Origin of the sequence: Streptomyces sp. NPDC002734 (assembly GCF_040295685.1) — a bacterium.
Taxonomy (GTDB): domain Bacteria; phylum Actinomycetota; class Actinomycetes; order Streptomycetales; family Streptomycetaceae; genus Streptomyces.
In genome coordinates this window covers 1-16,871 of the sequence record NZ_JBEOVU010000004.1, presented here as the reverse complement: position 1 = coordinate 16,871, position 16,871 = coordinate 1, and the positions used below count along the sequence as shown (strand labels likewise).

General features: G+C 71.6%; 17 protein-coding genes. 12 read left to right on the top strand and 5 right to left on the bottom strand.

The window, feature by feature from the left end; translation table 11 throughout:
* Positions 1 to 13 precede the first annotated feature (13 nt).
* On the bottom strand, positions 14 to 829 hold the full coding sequence (locus ABT026_RS04955) for a peptidylprolyl isomerase (RefSeq protein ID WP_351112245.1): 816 nt from the start codon (positions 827 to 829) through the stop codon (positions 14 to 16).
* A 180-nt stretch (positions 830 to 1,009) separates the two neighbouring features.
* Between ABT026_RS04955 and ABT026_RS04950 the strand changes: the two genes are divergently transcribed.
* Both ABT026_RS04950 and hisS read left to right on the top strand, forming a co-directional pair.
* Positions 1,010 to 1,717 (top strand): MBL fold metallo-hydrolase, encoded by a 708-nt coding sequence (locus ABT026_RS04950; protein WP_351112243.1) that lies wholly within the window; start codon positions 1,010 to 1,012, stop codon positions 1,715 to 1,717.
* Between the two features lie 13 nt (positions 1,718 to 1,730).
* Positions 1,731 to 2,993 (top strand): histidine--tRNA ligase, encoded by a 1,263-nt coding sequence (hisS, locus tag ABT026_RS04945; RefSeq protein ID WP_351112241.1) that lies wholly within the window; start codon positions 1,731 to 1,733, stop codon positions 2,991 to 2,993.
* A 100-nt stretch (positions 2,994 to 3,093) separates the two neighbouring features.
* On the opposite strand, the gene ABT026_RS04940 is transcribed toward hisS, so the two are convergent.
* Genes ABT026_RS04940 through ABT026_RS04925 form a run of 4 tightly spaced genes read right to left on the bottom strand, consistent with a single transcriptional unit; the run spans position 3,094 to position 6,639 of the window.
* Complete coding sequence (locus ABT026_RS04940; RefSeq protein WP_351112239.1) at positions 3,094 to 3,720, bottom strand: response regulator; 627 nt, start codon at positions 3,718 to 3,720, stop codon at positions 3,094 to 3,096.
* Positions 3,717 to 4,925, bottom strand: coding sequence for a sensor histidine kinase (locus tag ABT026_RS04935; protein ID WP_351112237.1), 1,209 nt, complete (start codon positions 4,923 to 4,925; stop codon positions 3,717 to 3,719). Before ABT026_RS04935 ends, ABT026_RS04940 begins: the two co-directional genes overlap by 4 nt.
* Complete coding sequence (locus ABT026_RS04930; protein WP_351112235.1) at positions 4,922 to 5,776, bottom strand: ABC transporter permease; 855 nt, start codon at positions 5,774 to 5,776, stop codon at positions 4,922 to 4,924. Before ABT026_RS04930 ends, ABT026_RS04935 begins: the two co-directional genes overlap by 4 nt.
* Positions 5,773 to 6,639, bottom strand: a complete 867-nt coding sequence (locus ABT026_RS04925; RefSeq protein WP_351112233.1) for an ABC transporter ATP-binding protein — start codon at positions 6,637 to 6,639, stop codon at positions 5,773 to 5,775. Before ABT026_RS04925 ends, ABT026_RS04930 begins: the two co-directional genes overlap by 4 nt.
* Before the next feature lie 148 nt (positions 6,640 to 6,787).
* Between ABT026_RS04925 and ABT026_RS04920 the strand changes: the two genes are divergently transcribed.
* From ABT026_RS04920 to ABT026_RS04875, 10 genes are all read left to right on the top strand, one after another.
* Positions 6,788 to 7,423: a vitamin K epoxide reductase family protein gene (locus ABT026_RS04920; protein WP_351112231.1), complete on the top strand. Its 636-nt coding sequence runs from the start codon at positions 6,788 to 6,790 to the stop codon at positions 7,421 to 7,423.
* 58 nt (positions 7,424 to 7,481) lie between these two features.
* Positions 7,482 to 8,837 (top strand): replication-associated recombination protein A, encoded by a 1,356-nt coding sequence (locus ABT026_RS04915; protein WP_351112229.1) that lies wholly within the window; start codon positions 7,482 to 7,484, stop codon positions 8,835 to 8,837.
* A 357-nt stretch (positions 8,838 to 9,194) separates the two neighbouring features.
* Positions 9,195 to 9,809 carry a 30S ribosomal protein S4 gene (gene rpsD, locus ABT026_RS04910; RefSeq protein ID WP_108957064.1) on the top strand — a complete coding sequence of 205 codons (615 nt, stop codon included), beginning with the start codon at positions 9,195 to 9,197 and terminating at the stop codon, positions 9,807 to 9,809.
* A gap of 212 nt (positions 9,810 to 10,021) precedes the next feature.
* Positions 10,022 to 10,468 carry a DUF948 domain-containing protein gene (locus ABT026_RS04905; protein WP_351112225.1) on the top strand — a complete coding sequence of 149 codons (447 nt, stop codon included), beginning with the start codon at positions 10,022 to 10,024 and terminating at the stop codon, positions 10,466 to 10,468.
* Between the two features lie 7 nt (positions 10,469 to 10,475).
* A complete protein-coding gene (locus ABT026_RS04900; protein ID WP_351112223.1) occupies positions 10,476 to 10,850 on the top strand; it encodes a hypothetical protein in 375 nt (124 codons plus the stop codon).
* Positions 10,850 to 13,522 (top strand): alanine--tRNA ligase, encoded by a 2,673-nt coding sequence (gene alaS / locus ABT026_RS04895; RefSeq protein ID WP_351112221.1) that lies wholly within the window; start codon positions 10,850 to 10,852, stop codon positions 13,520 to 13,522. Before ABT026_RS04900 ends, alaS begins: the two co-directional genes overlap by 1 nt.
* 22 nt (positions 13,523 to 13,544) lie before the next feature.
* The gene (ruvX, locus tag ABT026_RS04890; RefSeq protein WP_351112219.1) at positions 13,545 to 14,009 is read left to right on the top strand and encodes a Holliday junction resolvase RuvX; all 465 of its coding nucleotides are present in this window, start codon (positions 13,545 to 13,547) and stop codon (positions 14,007 to 14,009) included.
* 125 nt (positions 14,010 to 14,134) lie between these two features.
* Entirely contained in the window at positions 14,135 to 15,811 is a 1,677-nt protein-coding gene (gene mltG / locus ABT026_RS04885) for an endolytic transglycosylase MltG (RefSeq protein ID WP_351112217.1), read from the top strand.
* Positions 15,792 to 16,631 (top strand): shikimate dehydrogenase, encoded by an 840-nt coding sequence (locus ABT026_RS04880; RefSeq protein ID WP_351112215.1) that lies wholly within the window; start codon positions 15,792 to 15,794, stop codon positions 16,629 to 16,631. Before mltG ends, ABT026_RS04880 begins: the two co-directional genes overlap by 20 nt.
* Before the next feature lie 159 nt (positions 16,632 to 16,790).
* Positions 16,791 to 16,871 (top strand): chorismate synthase (locus ABT026_RS04875; RefSeq protein WP_225098434.1); only part of this gene is annotated, 81 nt, incomplete at its 3' end.

The window sequence follows — 16,871 nt, the reverse complement described above, 5'->3', positions numbered from 1 at the left end:
CAGGCCGCTGACATCAGGACGCGGTGACGGTCGCCTTCTCGATGACCACCGTCGCGTTGGGGGCGCCGTCCCCCGCACCGGTGCTCTCACCGGCCTTGGCGATCTTGTCCAGGACGGCCAGGCCCTTCGCGTCGAGCTTGCCGAAGGGGGTGTAGTTCGGCGGCAGCGGGCTGTCCTTGTAGACCAGGAAGAACTGGCTGCCGTTGGTGTTGGGACCGGCGTTGGCCATGGCGACCGTGCCCGTCGGGTACGTGTTCTTCTTCAGGGCGTCCGACTTCAGGTTCTCGTCCTTGAGTTCGTAGCCCGGGCCGCCGGAGCCGGAGGCCGTCGGGTCGCCGCACTGCAGCACGTAGATGCCCTGGGTCGTCAGGCGGTGGCACTTCGTGTGGTCGAAGTAGCCCTTGCCGGCCAGGAACTTGAAGGAGTTCACGGTGTGCGGCGCGCCCGCGGCGTCCAGCGCGACCGGGATGTCGCCGCACGTGGTGTCCAGCGTCATCGTGTACTTCGCCGACTTGTCGAGGTCGAGCTTCGGCTCCTCCTTGAAGGTCATCTCCTCGACCTTGCCCGCCGCGGGCTTCTCGCAGGGGTCGGGTGCCTTGCTCGGCTCGGCGCTCGGCGAGGCGTCCGCGCTCGCCGCCGTGTTCTCGCCGTCCTCGCGCAGGGTGCCCGTGGTGTACAGCGCGACGCTGCCGACCAGGACCACGCCGAGGACCGACGCGACCACCGCGTTCCGAATGCGCGCCTTGCGGCGGGTCTCGGTGCGCCGCTGCTGCTGGCGCAAGAACTTCTCCCGGGCGAGCTGACGCCGCCGCTGTTCCTGGCTGACCACCGGGTCTCACTCCTCGTGCGAATCGTGCGTCGACCGGGCCGCGTGAGCCTCCTGAGCCGACCGCGTACGTGTGCCCCGTACCGTATATGGGTTCGCCGATGATTCGGCAGCGCCGGTAGGCTGCCGGTGCCAGGGTTGGCCGGATAGCCGCCGCCCGTATCGACACAACGAGGGACGATCGTGCTCATTGCCGGGTTCCCGGCCGGTGCCTGGGGGACGAACTGTTATCTCGTCGCCCCCGGAGCCGGCGAGGAATGCGTGATCATCGACCCCGGCCACCAGGCCGCCCAGGGAGTCGAGGAGACGCTCAGGAAGCATCGGCTCAAGCCCGTCGCGGTCGTCCTCACCCATGGACACATCGACCACGTCGCCTCGGTCGTCCCGGTGTGCGGCGCGCACGACGTGCCCGCCTGGATCCATCCGGCGGACCGGTACATGCTGAGCGACCCCGAGAAGGCGCTCGGCCGGTCCATCGGCATGCCGCTCATGGGTGAGCTGACCGTCGGGGAGCCCGACGACGTCAAGGAACTGACCGACGGCTCCGCGCTGGAACTCGCCGGCCTCGAGTTCTCCGTCGCGCACGCACCCGGCCATACCAAGGGGTCGGTGACCTTCCGGATGCCCGAGAGCGCGGACGTGCCGTCCGTGTTCTTCTCCGGGGATCTGCTGTTCGCCGGCTCCGTCGGACGGACCGACCTGCCGGGCGGCGACATGGACGACATGCTCGCGTCGCTGGCCCGCGTGTGCCTGCCGCTGGACGACACCACCGTCGTCCTGTCCGGCCACGGCCCCCAGACGACCATCGGCCAGGAGCGCGCCACCAACCCCTACCTGCGGCAGGTGGCCGCCGGCCCGGAGGGCCTCCAGGCCCCCCGACGAGGAATGTGACGAGAGAACACCCGTGAGCACTTTCAAGGCCCCCAAGGGCACCTACGACCTGATCCCGCCGAACTCCGCCCGCTTCCTGGCGGTCCGCGACGCGATCTCCGCCCCGCTGCGCAACTCCGGCTACGGCTACATCGAGACGCCCGGCTTCGAGGACGTCGAACTGTTCGCCCGCGGCGTCGGCGAGTCCACCGACATCGTCACCAAGGAGATGTACACCCTCACCACCAAGGGCGGCAGCGAGCTCGCGCTGCGCCCCGAGGGCACCGCCTCGGTGCTGCGCGCCGCGCTGGAGGCCAACCTCCACAAGGCCGGCAACCTCCCGGTGAAGCTCTGGTACTCGGGTTCCTACTACCGCTACGAGCGCCCCCAGAAGGGCCGCTACCGCCACTTCTCGCAGGTCGGCGCCGAGGCGATCGGCGCGGAGGACCCCGCGCTGGACGCCGAGCTGATCATCCTCGCCGACCAGGCGTACCGCTCGCTGGGCCTGCGGAACTTCCGCATCCTGCTCAACAGCCTCGGCGACAAGGAGTGCCGCCCCGCCTACCGGGCCGCCCTCCAGGACTTCCTGCGCGGCCTGGACCTCGACGAGGAGACGCTGCGCCGCGCCGAGATCAACCCGCTGCGCGTCCTGGACGACAAGCGGGCCGACGTGCAGAAGCAGCTCGTCGACGCGCCGCTGCTCAAGGACCACCTGTGCGAGGCCTGCAAGGCCTACCACGAGGAGGTCCGCGAGCTGATCACCGCCGCGGGCGTCGTCTTCGAGGACGACCCCAAGCTGGTGCGCGGCCTGGACTACTACACCCGCACCACCTTCGAGTTCGTCCACGACGGCCTCGGCTCGCAGTCCGCAGTGGGCGGCGGCGGCCGCTACGACGGCCTCTCCGAGATGATCGGCGGCCCGGCGCTGCCGTCCGTGGGCTGGGCGCTCGGCGTCGACCGCACGGTGCTCGCCCTGGAGGCCGAGGGCGTGGAGCTGGACCTGCCCGCCACCACCAGCGTCTTCGCCGTGCCGATGGGCGAGGAGGCCCGGCGCCTGCTGTTCGCCAAGGTCACCGAGCTGCGCAAGGTGGGCGTCGCGGCGGACTTCTGCTTCGGCGGCAAGGGGCTCAAGAGCGCCATGAAGAGCGCCCACCGCTCCGGCGCGCGCTTCACGATCGTCGCCGGCGAGCGGGACCTCGCCGAGGGCGTCGTCCAGCTGAAGGACATGGAGTCCGGCGAGCAGACCGCGGTCGGCGTCGGCGAGATCATCGCCGAGCTCCAGTCGCGGCTCGGCTGACCCGGCACGGACCGCGTCGACGGAGACCGGGGGCCCGCACGGACGTGTGCGGGCCCCCGGTTCCGTGTCCGCCCCCGGCCGGTACCGGGCGGGCGCGGCGTCAGTCCGGGAGGAGACCCCACCGCCGGGCCGTGGTGACCGCCGCCGTGCGGTCGTCCACCTCGAGCTTGGCGAAGGCCCGCAGCAGATGCGTCTTCACCGTGGACTCGCCGATGTGCAGCCGCCGCCCGATCTCCGCGTTGGTGCACCCCTCGGCCACCAGCGCCAGCACCGCCGTCTCGCGGGCGGACAGCCGGGGCCGGGCCGGCTGACCGCGCAGCCGGTCCACCAGCCGCGCCGCGACCGAGGGCGCGAGCACCGTCTCCCCGCGCGCCGCCCGGCGGATCGCCTCGGCCAGCTCCCCGCGGGGGAGGTCCTTGAGGAGGTAGCCGGCCGCGCCCGCCTCCACCGCCCGCAGGATGTCCCGGTCCGTCTCGTAGGTAGTGAGCACCACCACCCGGCACGACAGCCCCGCGGCCGCCATCCGCTCGATGGACTCCACGCCGTCCCCGCCGGGCATCCGCAGGTCCATCAGCACGATGTCCGGCGACAGTTCCGCGGCCAGCGCCTCGGCCCGGGGACCGCTGGAGGCGTCGCCCACCACCTCCAGGCCCGGCTCCGCGTTCAGCATGGCGCGCAGCCCCTCGCGGACCACCGGGTGGTCGTCGGCGAGCAGTATCCGGATCACCGGCAGTCCTCCCCTTCCTCGTCGGGCGCGGGCAGCAGGACCGTGACGTCCGTGCCCCGCCCGGTGCCGCTGACGACCCGCACGGTCCCGCCCACCTCCGCGGCCCGCGCCCGCATGCCGGCCAGACCGTACCCGGTGGTGGGCTCCCGCGGGTCGAAGCCCCGGCCGTCGTCGGTGACCCGCAGGACGACCTCCTTGTCCCGGTAGTCGACGGTGACCGAGCACCGCGTGCCCTCTCCGCCGTGCTTGGCCGCGTTGGCCAGCGCCTCCTGGCAGGCCCGCAGCGCCACCACCTCGACACCGGCGGGCAGCGCGCGCACCGCGCCGGAGAGTTCGAGCACCGCGCCGTGCCGCTCCGCGAGCCTGCGCAGCGCGTCCGCCAGGGAGGCCCCGTCCAGTCCGGCCGGCGTGCCCCCGGCGACCAGCGCCCGGGCCTCGGCCAGGTTCTCCCGCGCGGTGCGGGCCATCAGCTCCAGGTGGCGGCGGGCCTGGGCCGGGTCGTCCTCCAGTTCCGCCTCCACCGCCTGGGTGAGCATCAGCAGGCTGGTGAAGCCCTGGGCGAGGGTGTCGTGGATCTCCCGGGCGAAACGTTCCCGCTCCGCGAGGGCCCCGTGCGCGGCGGACAGCCGGGCCGCCTCGCTCCGGCTCGCCTCCAGCTCCGCGATCAGCTCGGCCCGCTCCCTGCTCTGCGTGACGATCCGCACGATCCACGCCCCGAACGTGATCGAGAAGACCAGGGTCGCCAGGGCGGCCCCGCCGCTGTGGTAGAGCGTGGACGGGGTGGGCCGGGAGGCCAGCGCCCAGCCCGTCACCGGCACCAGGCTGATCACGGCCGCCGCCACCGCCGCCCGGGGCAGCGGCAGGGCGGTGAAGCACTGCGGGATCAGCGCGAAGGCCAGGGTGCGCGCCTCGCCGTTGAGGGTGGCGGCCGGCAGGAACAGCGCCAGCAGGCCGACGAAGTAGACCAGGGACCGCCGCCGGTCGGCGCCCTCGTCCTCCAGCACCCGGTGGCCCAGCAGCAGGTACCAGGGCAGGGCGAGGGCCAGCAGCCCGGCCGCGAGCGGCCGGGCCACCCCGGTCAGCGGACCGCCGACCAGCACCAGGGCGAGCGTGACCGCCCACACCACCGCGTGGTAGACCCGCCAGAAGCGGGAGCTGCCCACCCAGGGCACGCCGCCCCGTACCGCCGGCAGCGCGTCGCTCACCCGTCGGTCCTGGACTTCCACCGGAAGGTGGTCAGGCAGAGCAGCAGTCCGCCCACGCACCAGGCGGTCAGGACCAGGACCACCCGCCCGAACTCCCAGTCGCCCGCGGGCTCCAGGACCTTGGCGGCGTCGGGCAGGAACACCCCGCGCAGCCCCTGGCACATCCATTTCAGCGGGAAGAGGGAGCCCACCTGGATCATCCAGTCGGGCAGCGAGCTGATCGGGATGTAGACGCCCGAGACGAACTGAAGGATCGTGAACGGCAGGATGACGACGGCGCTCGCGCCCGCCCCGGTCCGCGGCACGGAACTGATGGCCACACCCAGCAGCGCGCCCGCGCTCATCCCGAGCAGCATGATCCACAGCAGGTGGAACAGCCGCACCGGATCGGTGGGGATCTCCAGCTCGTAGCCCACGACGCCCACCACGAGCAGCAGCGCGGTCTCCACCACGCCGGTGACCAGCACCAGCCACACCTTGCCGAGGAAGTACGCGGCCGGCGGCATCGGCGTGCCGCGCAGCCGCCGCAGCGACCGGTTCTCCCGTTCGTGCGCGATGGACGTCCCCAGCGACTGGAAGCTGGAGGCCAGCAGGCCCGAGCCCATCATCGACGGCACGAACAGCTGGGCGACGCTGATGTTCGCCTCCTCGATCTCCTCCCCGAAGATCGACGACAGCAGGATCAGGAAGACGACCGGGAAGGCGAGGGTGAAGGCCACCTGCGTCCGGTCGCGGAAGAACTGCTTGATCTCCAGGCCGCCCCGGGACAGGCCGACGCGCCAGGCTCCCGGCAGCGGCGTGGCCGCCTTCACGGCGTCCCGCGCGGCGCGGGCGGTCGTGGTCGTGGTCATCGCGCGTGCTCCTGTCCGGTCAGCCGCAGGTAGACGTCCTCGAGGGTGGGGCGGGTGATCGTCAGGCCGGGTATCTCGTCGTCGAAGCGCGGCAGCAGGGCGGCGACGGTACGGGTCGGCGTGTCGGTGCGTTCGGAGCGCGGCGTGCCGTCGGGGTCGGTCCAGGAGACGAGGGCCTGGGAGCCGTACTCGGCGCGCAGCCCCTCGGGGGTGCCCGCGGCGACGACCTGGCCGGAGTGCACCACCGCGAGGCGGTCGGCCAGCGCCTCGGCCTCCTCCATGTAGTGCGTGGTCAGCAGGATGGTCGTGCCGGTGGCGGCCAGGGCGCGGATCATGTCCCAGAACTGCCGCCGGGCGGCCGGGTCGAAACCGGTGGTGGGCTCGTCCAGCAGCAGCAGCTCCGGCCCGCCGACGATGCCCAGGGCGACGTCCAGCCGGCGCCGCTGGCCGCCGGAGAGCGACTTGACCCGGGCGCCGGCCTTTCCCGCGAGGCCCACCAGCTCCATCACCTCGTCCGGATCGGCGGGGCGCGGGTAGTAGTGGGCGAAGTGGCGCACGGTCTCGCGCACCGTCAACTCCGCGGGAGCGGATTCGTCCTGCCAGACGATCCCCACCTTCGCCCGCCAGGACCGCGGGGCGCGGGCGGGATCCTCGCCGAGGACCCGCACCTCGCCCGCGTCGCGGTCGCGGTAGCCCTGAAGGATCTCCACCGTGGTGGTCTTGCCGGCTCCGTTGGGCCCCAGCAGTCCGCAGACCTCCCCCCGCCGGACCATCAGGTCCAGACCGTCGACCGCCGTGTTCTCCCCGTAACGCTTGAGCAACCCGCGCACCTCGACCGCGGGTTCGTCCATATGTGCGTTCATGGGTCGAGCGTCCCGTGTGCCGGGGGCCCGTCGGTACCACCGGGCGGACCTTTTTATGTCCGTCGAACGGTGGAGGCGGCAGACTGCGGCACAATTGGCCGTGCCCCAGCCTCTTCTTCAACCCCTGCCACAACAAGGGATCGGTGTGATGAGCAGCATGACGAGAGTGGACGTACCGGCGCCCAGGACCGGCGACGACGGCCCGCGCCGCGAGGGCGGCAGCCGGGGCTTCGGGCTGCTGCTGGTGATCACCGGTCTGCTCGGCGTCTTCGCCTCCGGGATCATCACGATGGACAAGTTCCGCATCCTCGAGGACCCGGGCTACGAGCCGGCCTGTGGCATCAACCCGATCTTCTCCTGCAAGAGCATCATGGCGAGCGACCAGGCGGCGGCGTTCGGCTTCCCCAACCCGCTGCTGGGGCTGGTCACCTACGGCATCGTCGTCTGTGTGGGCGTGAGCGTGCTCTCCGGCGCCCGCTTCCCCCGCTGGTACTGGCTCACCTTCAACGCCGGCACCCTCTTCGGGGTGGGCTTCTGCACCTGGCTGATGATCCAGTCGCTGTACGAGATCAACAAGCTCTGCCTGTGGTGCATGCTCGCCTGGACCGTGACGATCCTCATGTTCTGGTACGTGACCTCGTTCAACGTCCGGCAGGGCTTCCTGCCCGCCCCCAAGGCCCTGCGGAACTTCCTGACCGAGTTCACCTGGCCTCTTCCGGTGGTGCACCTCGGCCTCATCGCGATCCTGATCCTCACCCGCTGGGGCTCCAGCCTCTGGGCCTGACGCCCTGGGCCCGGACTCCGGGCCCCGCGCTGTCCGAGCGGTGGCTTAGGGTTTTTGTGTGGAGCCCGACCTGTTCACCGCCGCAGCCGAAGAACGCCAGGAGAAGGACCCGGCCGCCAGCCCGCTGGCGGTGCGGATGCGTCCGCGTACCGTCGACGAGGTGTTCGGCCAGCGGCATCTGCTGAAGCCCGGCTCCCCGTTGCGCCGCCTCGTCGGCGAGGGAGCCTCCGGGCCGGCCGGGCCCTCCTCGGTGATCCTCTGGGGACCGCCCGGCACCGGCAAGACCACCCTGGCCTACGTCATCTCCAAGGCCACCGACAAGCGGTTCGTGGAGCTCTCCGCCATCACCGCCGGCGTCAAGGAGGTCCGGGCGGTCATCGACGGCGCCCGCCGCGCCACCGGAGGCTTCGGCAAGGAGACCGTCCTCTTCCTCGACGAGATCCACCGCTTCAGCAAGGCCCAGCAGGACTCCCTGCTCCCCGCGGTGGAGAACCGCTGGGTCACCCTGATCGCCGCGACCACCGAGAACCCCTACTTCTCGGTGATCTCGCCCCTGCTCTCGCGCTCCCTGCTGCTCACCCTGGAGCCGCTCACCGACGACGACCTGCGCGGGCTGCTGCGCCGCGCGGTGAGCGACGAACGCGGGCTCGGCGGCTCGGTGGAACTGCCGGAGGACTCCGAGGAGCACCTGCTGCGGATCGCCGGCGGCGACGCCCGCCGCGCGCTGACCGCCCTGGAGGCGGGCGCCGGCTCCGCGCTGGCCAAGGGCGAGGACGCCATCACGCTGGAGACCCTCGAGGACTCCGTCGCCCGCGCCGCCGTCCGCTACGACAAGGACGGCGACCAGCACTACGACGTGGCCAGCGCGCTGATCAAGTCCATCCGCGGCTCCGACGTCGACGCCGCGCTGCACTACCTGGCCCGCATGATCGACGCGGGGGAGGACCCCCGCTTCATCGCCCGCCGCCTGATGATCTCCGCCAGCGAGGACATCGGCCTCGCCGACCCCAACGCCCTGTCCGTAGCGGTCGCCGCCGCGCAGGCGGTCGCCATGATCGGCTTCCCCGAGGCGGCCCTCACCCTGAGCCACGCCACCATCGCGCTGGCCCTGGCCCCCAAGTCCAACGCCGCCACGACCGCGATCGGGGCCGCGCTGGAGGACGTCCGCAAGGGCCTGGCCGGCCCGGTGCCCACGCACCTGCGGGACGGGCACTACCAGGGCGCCGCCAAGCTGGGGCACGCCAAGGGGTACGTCTACCCGCACGACCTGCCCGAGGGCATCGCCGCCCAGCAGTACGCGCCGGACGCCATCAAGGACCGCGAGTACTACACGCCCACCCGGCACGGCTCCGAGGCGCGGTACGCCGACGCCGTGGAGTGGACCCGCAAGAACCTCGGCCGCCGGCGGTCCTGAGCCGCGGTATCCGGGCCTGTCGATGGCTGTACTATTGCCCGAAGTGCTGCGTCCCGTAGTCCGCCCCGGCGGACCGCACCAGGCGGGACATCCAGCCGGAACCCCGAGCCGCGAGGCCCGGGGATCCAGGAGCGTCGCGCACCGTCGAAGGTGTCGCGGGCAGCCCACCACCGCCCCCGGTCCACGCGCCCGGGGTCACCGGCCGGTGGGCCACGCGCGTGCTGCACGTATGTGCCCAGACCTGGGAGCGGCTGCCCGCCGGGTTCCTCGGAACCGGACGGGTTTCCCGGGCTGCGGATGCGACCTCCCCTAACCCTGGTGAGCCGTATTCACACAGAAATATGAGGTGTTTGGTTCATGGCGAACCAGTCCCGCCCCAAGGTCAAGAAGTCGCGTGCCCTCGGCATCGCGCTGACCCCGAAGGCCGTCAAGTACTTCGAGGCCCGCCCCTACCCGCCGGGTGAGCACGGTCGCGGCCGCAAGCAGAACTCGGACTACAAGGTCCGTCTGCTCGAGAAGCAGCGTCTGCGCGCGCAGTACGACGTGTCCGAGCGCCAGCTCGTCCGCGCCTACGAGCGTGCCTCCAAGGTGCAGGGCAAGACCGGTGAGGCCCTGATCATCGAGCTCGAGCGCCGTCTCGACGCGCTGGTCCTGCGTTCGGGCATCGCCCGCACGATCTACCAGGCCCGCCAGATGGTCGTCCACGGCCACATCCAGGTCAACGGCCAGAAGGTCGACAAGCCGTCCTTCCGTGTCCGTCCGGACGACGTCGTGCAGGTCCGCGACCGCTCCAAGGACAAGACGCTGTTCCAGGTCGCCCGCGAGGGTGGCTTCGCCCCCGACGGCGAGACCCCGCGTTACCTGCAGGTGAACCTCAAGGCCCTGGCGTTCCGCCTGGACCGCGAGCCGAACCGCAAGGAGATCCCGGTGATCTGCGACGAGCAGCTCGTCGTCGAGTACTACGCCCGCTGATCCTTCGGCAGACGTAGCAACACCGCGCGCCTCGGCCCGCCGGTCGTGCCGTTCCCCGGCACGACCGGCGGGCCGTCGCCGTACCCGGGGGCGGCCGCCCGCGCGGGCCCGGCCCCGCCCCCGCCGTGACGCGAGGAATCCGGTACAGGGCGCGGCCCGTGGCGCGATAGGCTCGGGGCACGACTTTTCCGATGTCAGGGAGCGGGTGCGCAGTGTCCGGTGGAGAGGTGGCCGGAATCCTGGTGGCCGTCTTCTGGGCCATCCTGGTGTCCTTCCTCGCCGTCGCACTGGCGAGACTGGCCCAGACGCTCAGGGCGACGACCAAGCTGGTGGCGGACGTGACCGAACAGGCCGTCCCGCTGCTCGCCGACGCCTCCGACGCCGTCCGCTCCGCGCAGACCCAGATCGACCGGGTCGACGCCATCGCATCGGACGTCCAGGAGGTCACGTCGAACGCGTCCGCGCTGTCGACGACCGTCGCCTCCACCTTCGGCGGCCCTCTGGTGAAGGTCGCGGCGTTCGGCTACGGCGTGCGTCGCGCGCTCGGCCGGGGCGACGCCGCACCCGGGGCGTCGCGCGAACCCCGGCGCACCGTGATCGTGGGCCGAACCCTCCCGGCCGAGGGCCGGGCCAGCCGGACGAAGCGGAAGAGGGACTGAACCACCGATGTTCCGTCGAGCCTTCTGGTTCTCCGCCGGCGCAGCCGCCGGCGTGTGGGCCACCACCAAGGTCAACCGCAAGCTGAAACAGCTCACCCCGGAGAGCCTCGCCGCGCAGGCGGCGAACAAGGCACTCGAGGCGGGCCACCGGCTGAAGGACTTCGCACTCGACGTGCGCGACAACATGGCCCTGCGCGAGGCCGAACTCGGCGAGGCGCTCGGACTGCGCGCCGCCGACGACGGGTCCCGCCCGGCCGCCCTGGAGCCGGGGCGCGCCACCGCGCGGCCGATCGCCGCCGCGGACCACCGCCACGGCACCACCCACCGCAGCAACGAGAAGTACGTCGACACGTACTCGTACAACCGGAATGAGGACCACTGATGGAGTCGGCCGAGATCCGCCGCCGCTGGCTGAGCTTCTTCGAGGAGCGCGGGCACACCGTCGTCCCTTCGGCGTCGCTCATCGCGGACGACCCGACTCTGCTGCTCGTCCCGGCCGGCATGGTGCCCTTCAAGCCCTACTTCCTGGGCGAGGTCAAGCCGCCGTACCCGCGCGCCACCAGCGTGCAGAAGTGCGTGCGCACGCCGGACATCGAGGAGGTCGGCAAGACCACCCGGCACGGCACGTTCTTCCAGATGTGCGGCAACTTCTCCTTCGGCGACTACTTCAAGGAAGGCGCCATCAAGCTCGCCTGGGAGCTGCTCACCAGCCCCCAGGACAAGGGCGGTTACGGCCTGGAGCCCGAGAAGCTCTGGATCACCGTCTACCAGGACGACGACGAGGCCGAGCAGATCTGGCGCGACGTCGTCGGTGTGCCCGCCGAGCGGATCCAGCGCCTGGGCAAGAAGGACAACTTCTGGTCCATGGGCGTCCCCGGCCCCTGCGGCCCGTGCTCCGAGATCAACTACGACCGCGGCCCCGAGTTCGGCGTCGAGGGCGGCCCCGCCGTCAACGACGAGCGCTACGTGGAGATCTGGAACCTGGTCTTCATGCAGTTCGAGCGGGGCGAGGGCACCGGCAAGGACGACTTCGAGATCCTCGGGGACCTGCCGAGCAAGAACATCGACACCGGTCTCGGCCTCGAGCGGCTCGCCATGATTCTGCAGGGCGTGCAGAACATGTACGAGATCGACACCTCGATGGCCGTCATCGAGAAGGCCACCGAGCTGACCGGCGTCCGCTACGGCGACGCCGCCTCCTCCGACGTCTCGCTGCGCGTGGTCACCGACCACATGCGCACCTCGGTGATGCTCATCGGCGACGGCGTCACCCCCGGCAACGAGGGCCGCGGCTACGTGCTGCGCCGCATCATGCGCCGCGCCATCCGCAACATGCGGCTGATGGGTTCCACCGGCCCGGTGGTCAAGGACCTCATCGACGTCGTCATCGCCATGATGGGGCAGCAGTACCCCGAGCTGGTCACCGACCGCGAGCGCATCGAGAAGGTCGCCGTCGCCGAGGAGAACGCCTTCCTCAAGACGCTGAAGGCCGGCACCAACATCCTCGACACCGCCGTCACCGAGACCAAGGCCGCCGGCGGCAAGATCCTCGCCGGCGACAAGGCGTTCCTGCTCCACGACACCTGGGGCTTCCCGATCGACCTCACCCTCGAAATGGCCGCCGAACAGGGCCTGTCGGTGGACGAGGACGGCTTCCGCCGCCTGATGAAGGAGCAGCGGGAGCGCGCCAAGGCCGACGCCCAGGCCAAGAAGACCGGCCACGCCTCGCTCGGCGCCTACCGCGAGATCGCCGACACCGCCGGCGAGACCGAGTTCATCGGCTACTCCCACACCGAGGGCGAGTCCACCGTCGTCGGCATCCTGGTCGACGGCGTCTCCTCCCCGGCCGCCCGCGAGGGCGACGAGGTCGAGATCGTCCTGGACCGCACCCCGTTCTACGCCGAGGGCGGCGGCCAGATCGGCGACACCGGCCGGATCAAGGCCGACTCCGGCGCCGTGATCGAGATCCGCGACTGCCAGAAGCCGGTGCCGGGCGTCTACGTCCACAAGGGCGTCGTCCAGGTCGGCGAGGTGACCCTCGGCTCCAAGGCCGAGGCCTCCATCGACCACCGCCGCCGCACCGCCATCGCCCGCGCCCACTCGGCCACCCACCTGACCCACCAGGCCCTGCGCGACGCCCTCGGCCCGACGGCCGCCCAGGCCGGCTCGGAGAACCAGCCGGGCCGCTTCCGCTTCGACTTCGGCTCCCCGGCCGCCGTCCCGTCGGCCGTGATGACCGACGTCGAGCAGAAGATCAACGAGGTGCTCTCCCGCGACCTCGACGTGCGCGCCGACGTCATGAGCATCGACGAGGCCAAGAAGCAGGGCGCCATCGCCGAGTTCGGCGAGAAGTACGGCGAGCGGGTCCGCGTGGTCACCATCGGCGACTTCTCCAAGGAGCTGTGCGGCGGCACCCACGTCCACAGCACCGCCCAGCTCGGTCTGGTGAAGCTGCTCGGCGAGTCGTCCATCGGCTCCGGCGTGCGCCGCATCGAGGCCCTGGTCGGCGTCGACGCGTACAACTTCCTGGCCCGCGAGCACACGGTGGTCAACCAGCTCACCGAGCTGCTCAAGGGCCGCTCGGAGGAGCTGCCGGAGAAGGTCGCCGCCATGCTCGGCAAGCTGAAGGACGCCGAGAAGGAGATCGAGAAGTTCCGCGCCGAGAAGGTGCTCCAGGCCGCCGCCGGTCTCGCCGAGTCCGCCAAGGACGTCCGCGGCGTGGCCCTGGTCACCGGCCAGGTGCCCGACGGCACCACAGCCGACGACCTGCGCAAGCTGGTCCTCGACGTGCGCGGCCGCATCCAGGGCGGCCGGGCCGCCGTGGTGGCCCTGTTCACCACGGTGAACGGCAAGCCGCTCACGGTGATCGCCACCAACGACGCCGCCCGCGACCGCGGTCTCAAGGCCGGTGACCTGGTCCGGGTCGCCGCCAAGACCCTCGGCGGCGGCGGTGGCGGCAAGCCGGACGTCGCCCAGGGCGGCGGCCAGAACCCGGCCGCCATCGGCGAGGCCGTGGACGCCGTCGAGCGCCTCGTGGCCGACACGGCCAAGTAACTCCGAAGAGGGAATCGATCACATGCGCAGAGGACGCCGGCTGGCCGTCGACGTCGGGGACGCCCGGATCGGGGTCGCCTCGTGCGACCCCGACGGGATTCTCGCCACACCGGTGGAGACCGTGCCCGGACGGGACGTCCCGGCGGCGCAGCGGCGCCTCGCGCAGCTCGTCGAGGAGTACGAGCCGATCGAGGTCGTGGTCGGCCTTCCCCGCTCCCTCAAGGGCGGGGAGGGCCCCGCGGCCGTCAAGGTGCGCGGCTTCACGCAGGAGTTCGCCGCGCGGATCGCCCCCGTCCCGGTGCGGCTGGTCGACGAGCGGATGACCACGGTCACGGCGAGCCAGGGGCTGCGCGCCTCGGGCGTGCGGTCCAAGAAGGGACGCTCCGTGATCGACCAGGCCGCGGCCGTGATCATCCTCCAGCAGGCGCTGGAGTCCGAACGGGTGTCCGGCGCTGCTCCAGGGGAAGCAGTCGAGGTGGCGGGCTGATCGCGGTACGGTAACGTTCCGCGCGATGCGGCGCACGTTCGAATGCCGTCGCACGACGAGAGGCGGCGCGGCTCCGTGCCCGACCGGCGCCGGCAGAGACACCGCTTCGCGGCTCTAGGGGATCGATGACTGAGTATGGCCGGGGCCAAGGCTCCGAACCGTGGCATCCGGGTGACCCGTACTACGGGGACGGCGGATGGGAGGGCCAGTACCCCCAGGGGCAGCAGCACGCCCAGGGGCAGCAGGCCCCCTACGACGGCCAGTCGCAGCACGATCCGTACGGGCAGCAGCAGCACGAGCAGCAGTACGGCGACGGTTACGGGCAGCAGCACGGCGACGGTTACGGGCAGCAGCAGCACCAGCAGCAGTACGGCGGCGACTGGGGCACCGGCCAGCAGCAGTACGGCCAGGGCCACGACCCCTACGCGCAGCAGCAGCAACAGCAGCACCACCAGCCGCAGGCGCACCAGCAGCACCAGCAGCAGTACGACGACGGCTACGCGCAGAGCGGCTACCCCCAGCAGCCTCCGCAGTCTCAGCAGCCCCAGCAGCAGGGCCCGGGGCACGACCAGGGCCGCACCGAGTGGGACGCCGAGCCGCAGGAGGAGCAGCACCCCTTCTTCACCGGCCGTGACGACGAGGACGACTACGAGGCCCCGCGCGACCGCCGTGAGGGCCGCGGGCGTGGCGGCCGGTCCGAGCGGCGCGGGCGCGGCGGCGACCGCGAGGAGGGCCGCAGAGGCCGCGGCGGCTGCCTGATCGCCCTGGTGGTGGTCGGCGCGCTGGTCGCCGGCGGGGGCTACTACCTCTACCAGGAACGTTTCGCCGCCGCCCCGGACTTCTCGGGCGACGGCAACGGGCAGGTCGTGTCCGTCACCATCCCGCCCGGCTCCTCCGGCGCCCAGGTCGGACAGATCCTCAAGAAGAAGGGCGTCGTCAAGAGCGTCGACGGCTTCGTCGCCGCCCTCACCGAGAACGGCGGCGACCTCCAGGCCGGTGCGTACCAGCTGGAGGAGGAGATGTCCGCCGAGTCCGCCGTGGAGTGGCTCCTCGACCCGAAGAAGAGCGGGGCGAAGGGCGTCGTCGTCACCGAGGGCATGCGGAACGTCGCCGTCTACAAGGCGATCGACAAGAAGCTGAAGCTCGCCGCCGGTACCACGCGGAAGATCGCCAAGGCCAAGCACGACAAGCTCGGCCTGCCCGAGTGGGCCAACGACAACGAGGACATAAAGGATCCCCTCGAGGGCTTCCTGTTCCCGGCGACGTACCCCGCCTCGGAGGACACCAAGCCCGAGGATCTCCTCAAGGAGATGGTGTCCAAGGCCGTCGAGATGTACGAGAAGCAGGATCTCGAGGCGGCCGCCAAGAAGCTGGACCTTGAGAACCCCATGGACGTCCTGACGGTGGCCAGCCTGGTCCAGGCCGAGGGCAAGACCCACGACGACTTCCGGAAGATGGCCGAGGTCGTCTACAACCGGCTGGCCCCGGACAACACCGAGACGAACAACTACCTGCAGTTCGACTCGACGTTCAACTACGCCATGGGTCAGAGCCAGATCCAGATCAGCGAGCAGGACATCCAGACGAACCGGGACCCGTACAACACGTACACGAACAAGTTCCTGCCGCCGGGGCCGATCGGTAACCCCGGTCAGGAGGCGCTCGACGCGGCGCTCAAGCCCACCAGTGACGGCTGGATCTACTTCGTCGCCACCGACGGCATGAACAACACCGAGTTCGCCAAGAACCACGACGACTTCCTGGTCCTGAAGGAAAAGTTCAATGAGAGCCAGAAGCAGTAACGGTCGCCGCGCCGCCGTGCTCGGCTCGCCCATCGCCCACTCCCTCTCGCCCGAGCTGCACCGGGCCGCCTACGCGGCCCTCGGCCTGGACGGCTGGACGTACGACCGGTTCGAGATCGACGAGGCCGCCCTGCCCGGCTTCGTGGAGGGCCTGGGCCCGGAGTGGGCCGGGCTCTCGCTGACCATGCCGCTCAAGCGGGCGGTCATCCCGCTGCTCGACTCGGTGACCGAGACCGCCGCCTCCGTGGAGGCGGTCAACACGGTCGTGTTCACCGAGGACGGCCGCCGCGTCGGCGACAACACCGACATCCCGGGGATGGTCGCCGCCCTGCGCGAGCGCGGCGTCGAGAAGGTGGAGACGGCCGCCGTCCTCGGTGCCGGCGCCACCGCCTCCTCCGCGCTGGCCGCGCTGACCCGGATCTGCGACGGCGGGATCACGGTGTACGTCCGCAGCGAGGCCCGTGCCGCCGAGATGCGCGAGTGGGGCGCCCGCCTGAAGGCGGACGTCCGCATCGCCCCCTGGGACGCCGCCGCCGAGGCGCTGCACGCCCCGCTGGTGATCGCCACGACCCCCGCCGGCAGCACCGACGCCCTCGCCGAGGCCGTCCCTGCCCGTCCCGGCACCCTCTTCGACGTCCTTTACGAGCCGTGGCCCACCGCGCTGGCCGCCCGCTGGTCCGCGGCCGGCGGCCCGGTCGTCGGCGGCCTGGACCTCCTGGTCCACCAGGCGGTCCTCCAGGTCGAGCAGATGACGGGCCGCGCCCCGGGCCCGCTGGCCGCCATGCGCGAGGCCGGGGAACGCGCGCTCGCCGCCCGCTGACGTCCGCCCGCGCGGTCTCCTCCTGTGGGACGCCGTGTCCGACCGGTGGACCGGTGGGCAGGGCGTGAGCCCCGGCATGGGAGGATCGGGGCAGGGCGGGCCTGGCCAGGACCTGGGCGCGCCGTCGCCGAATCACTGGCGCGAGCAGGAGGAGCACCGTTGAGCAGGTTGCGCTGGCTGACCGCGGGGGAGTCCCACGGACCCGCACTCGTCGCGACGCTGGAAGGACTTCCGGCCGGC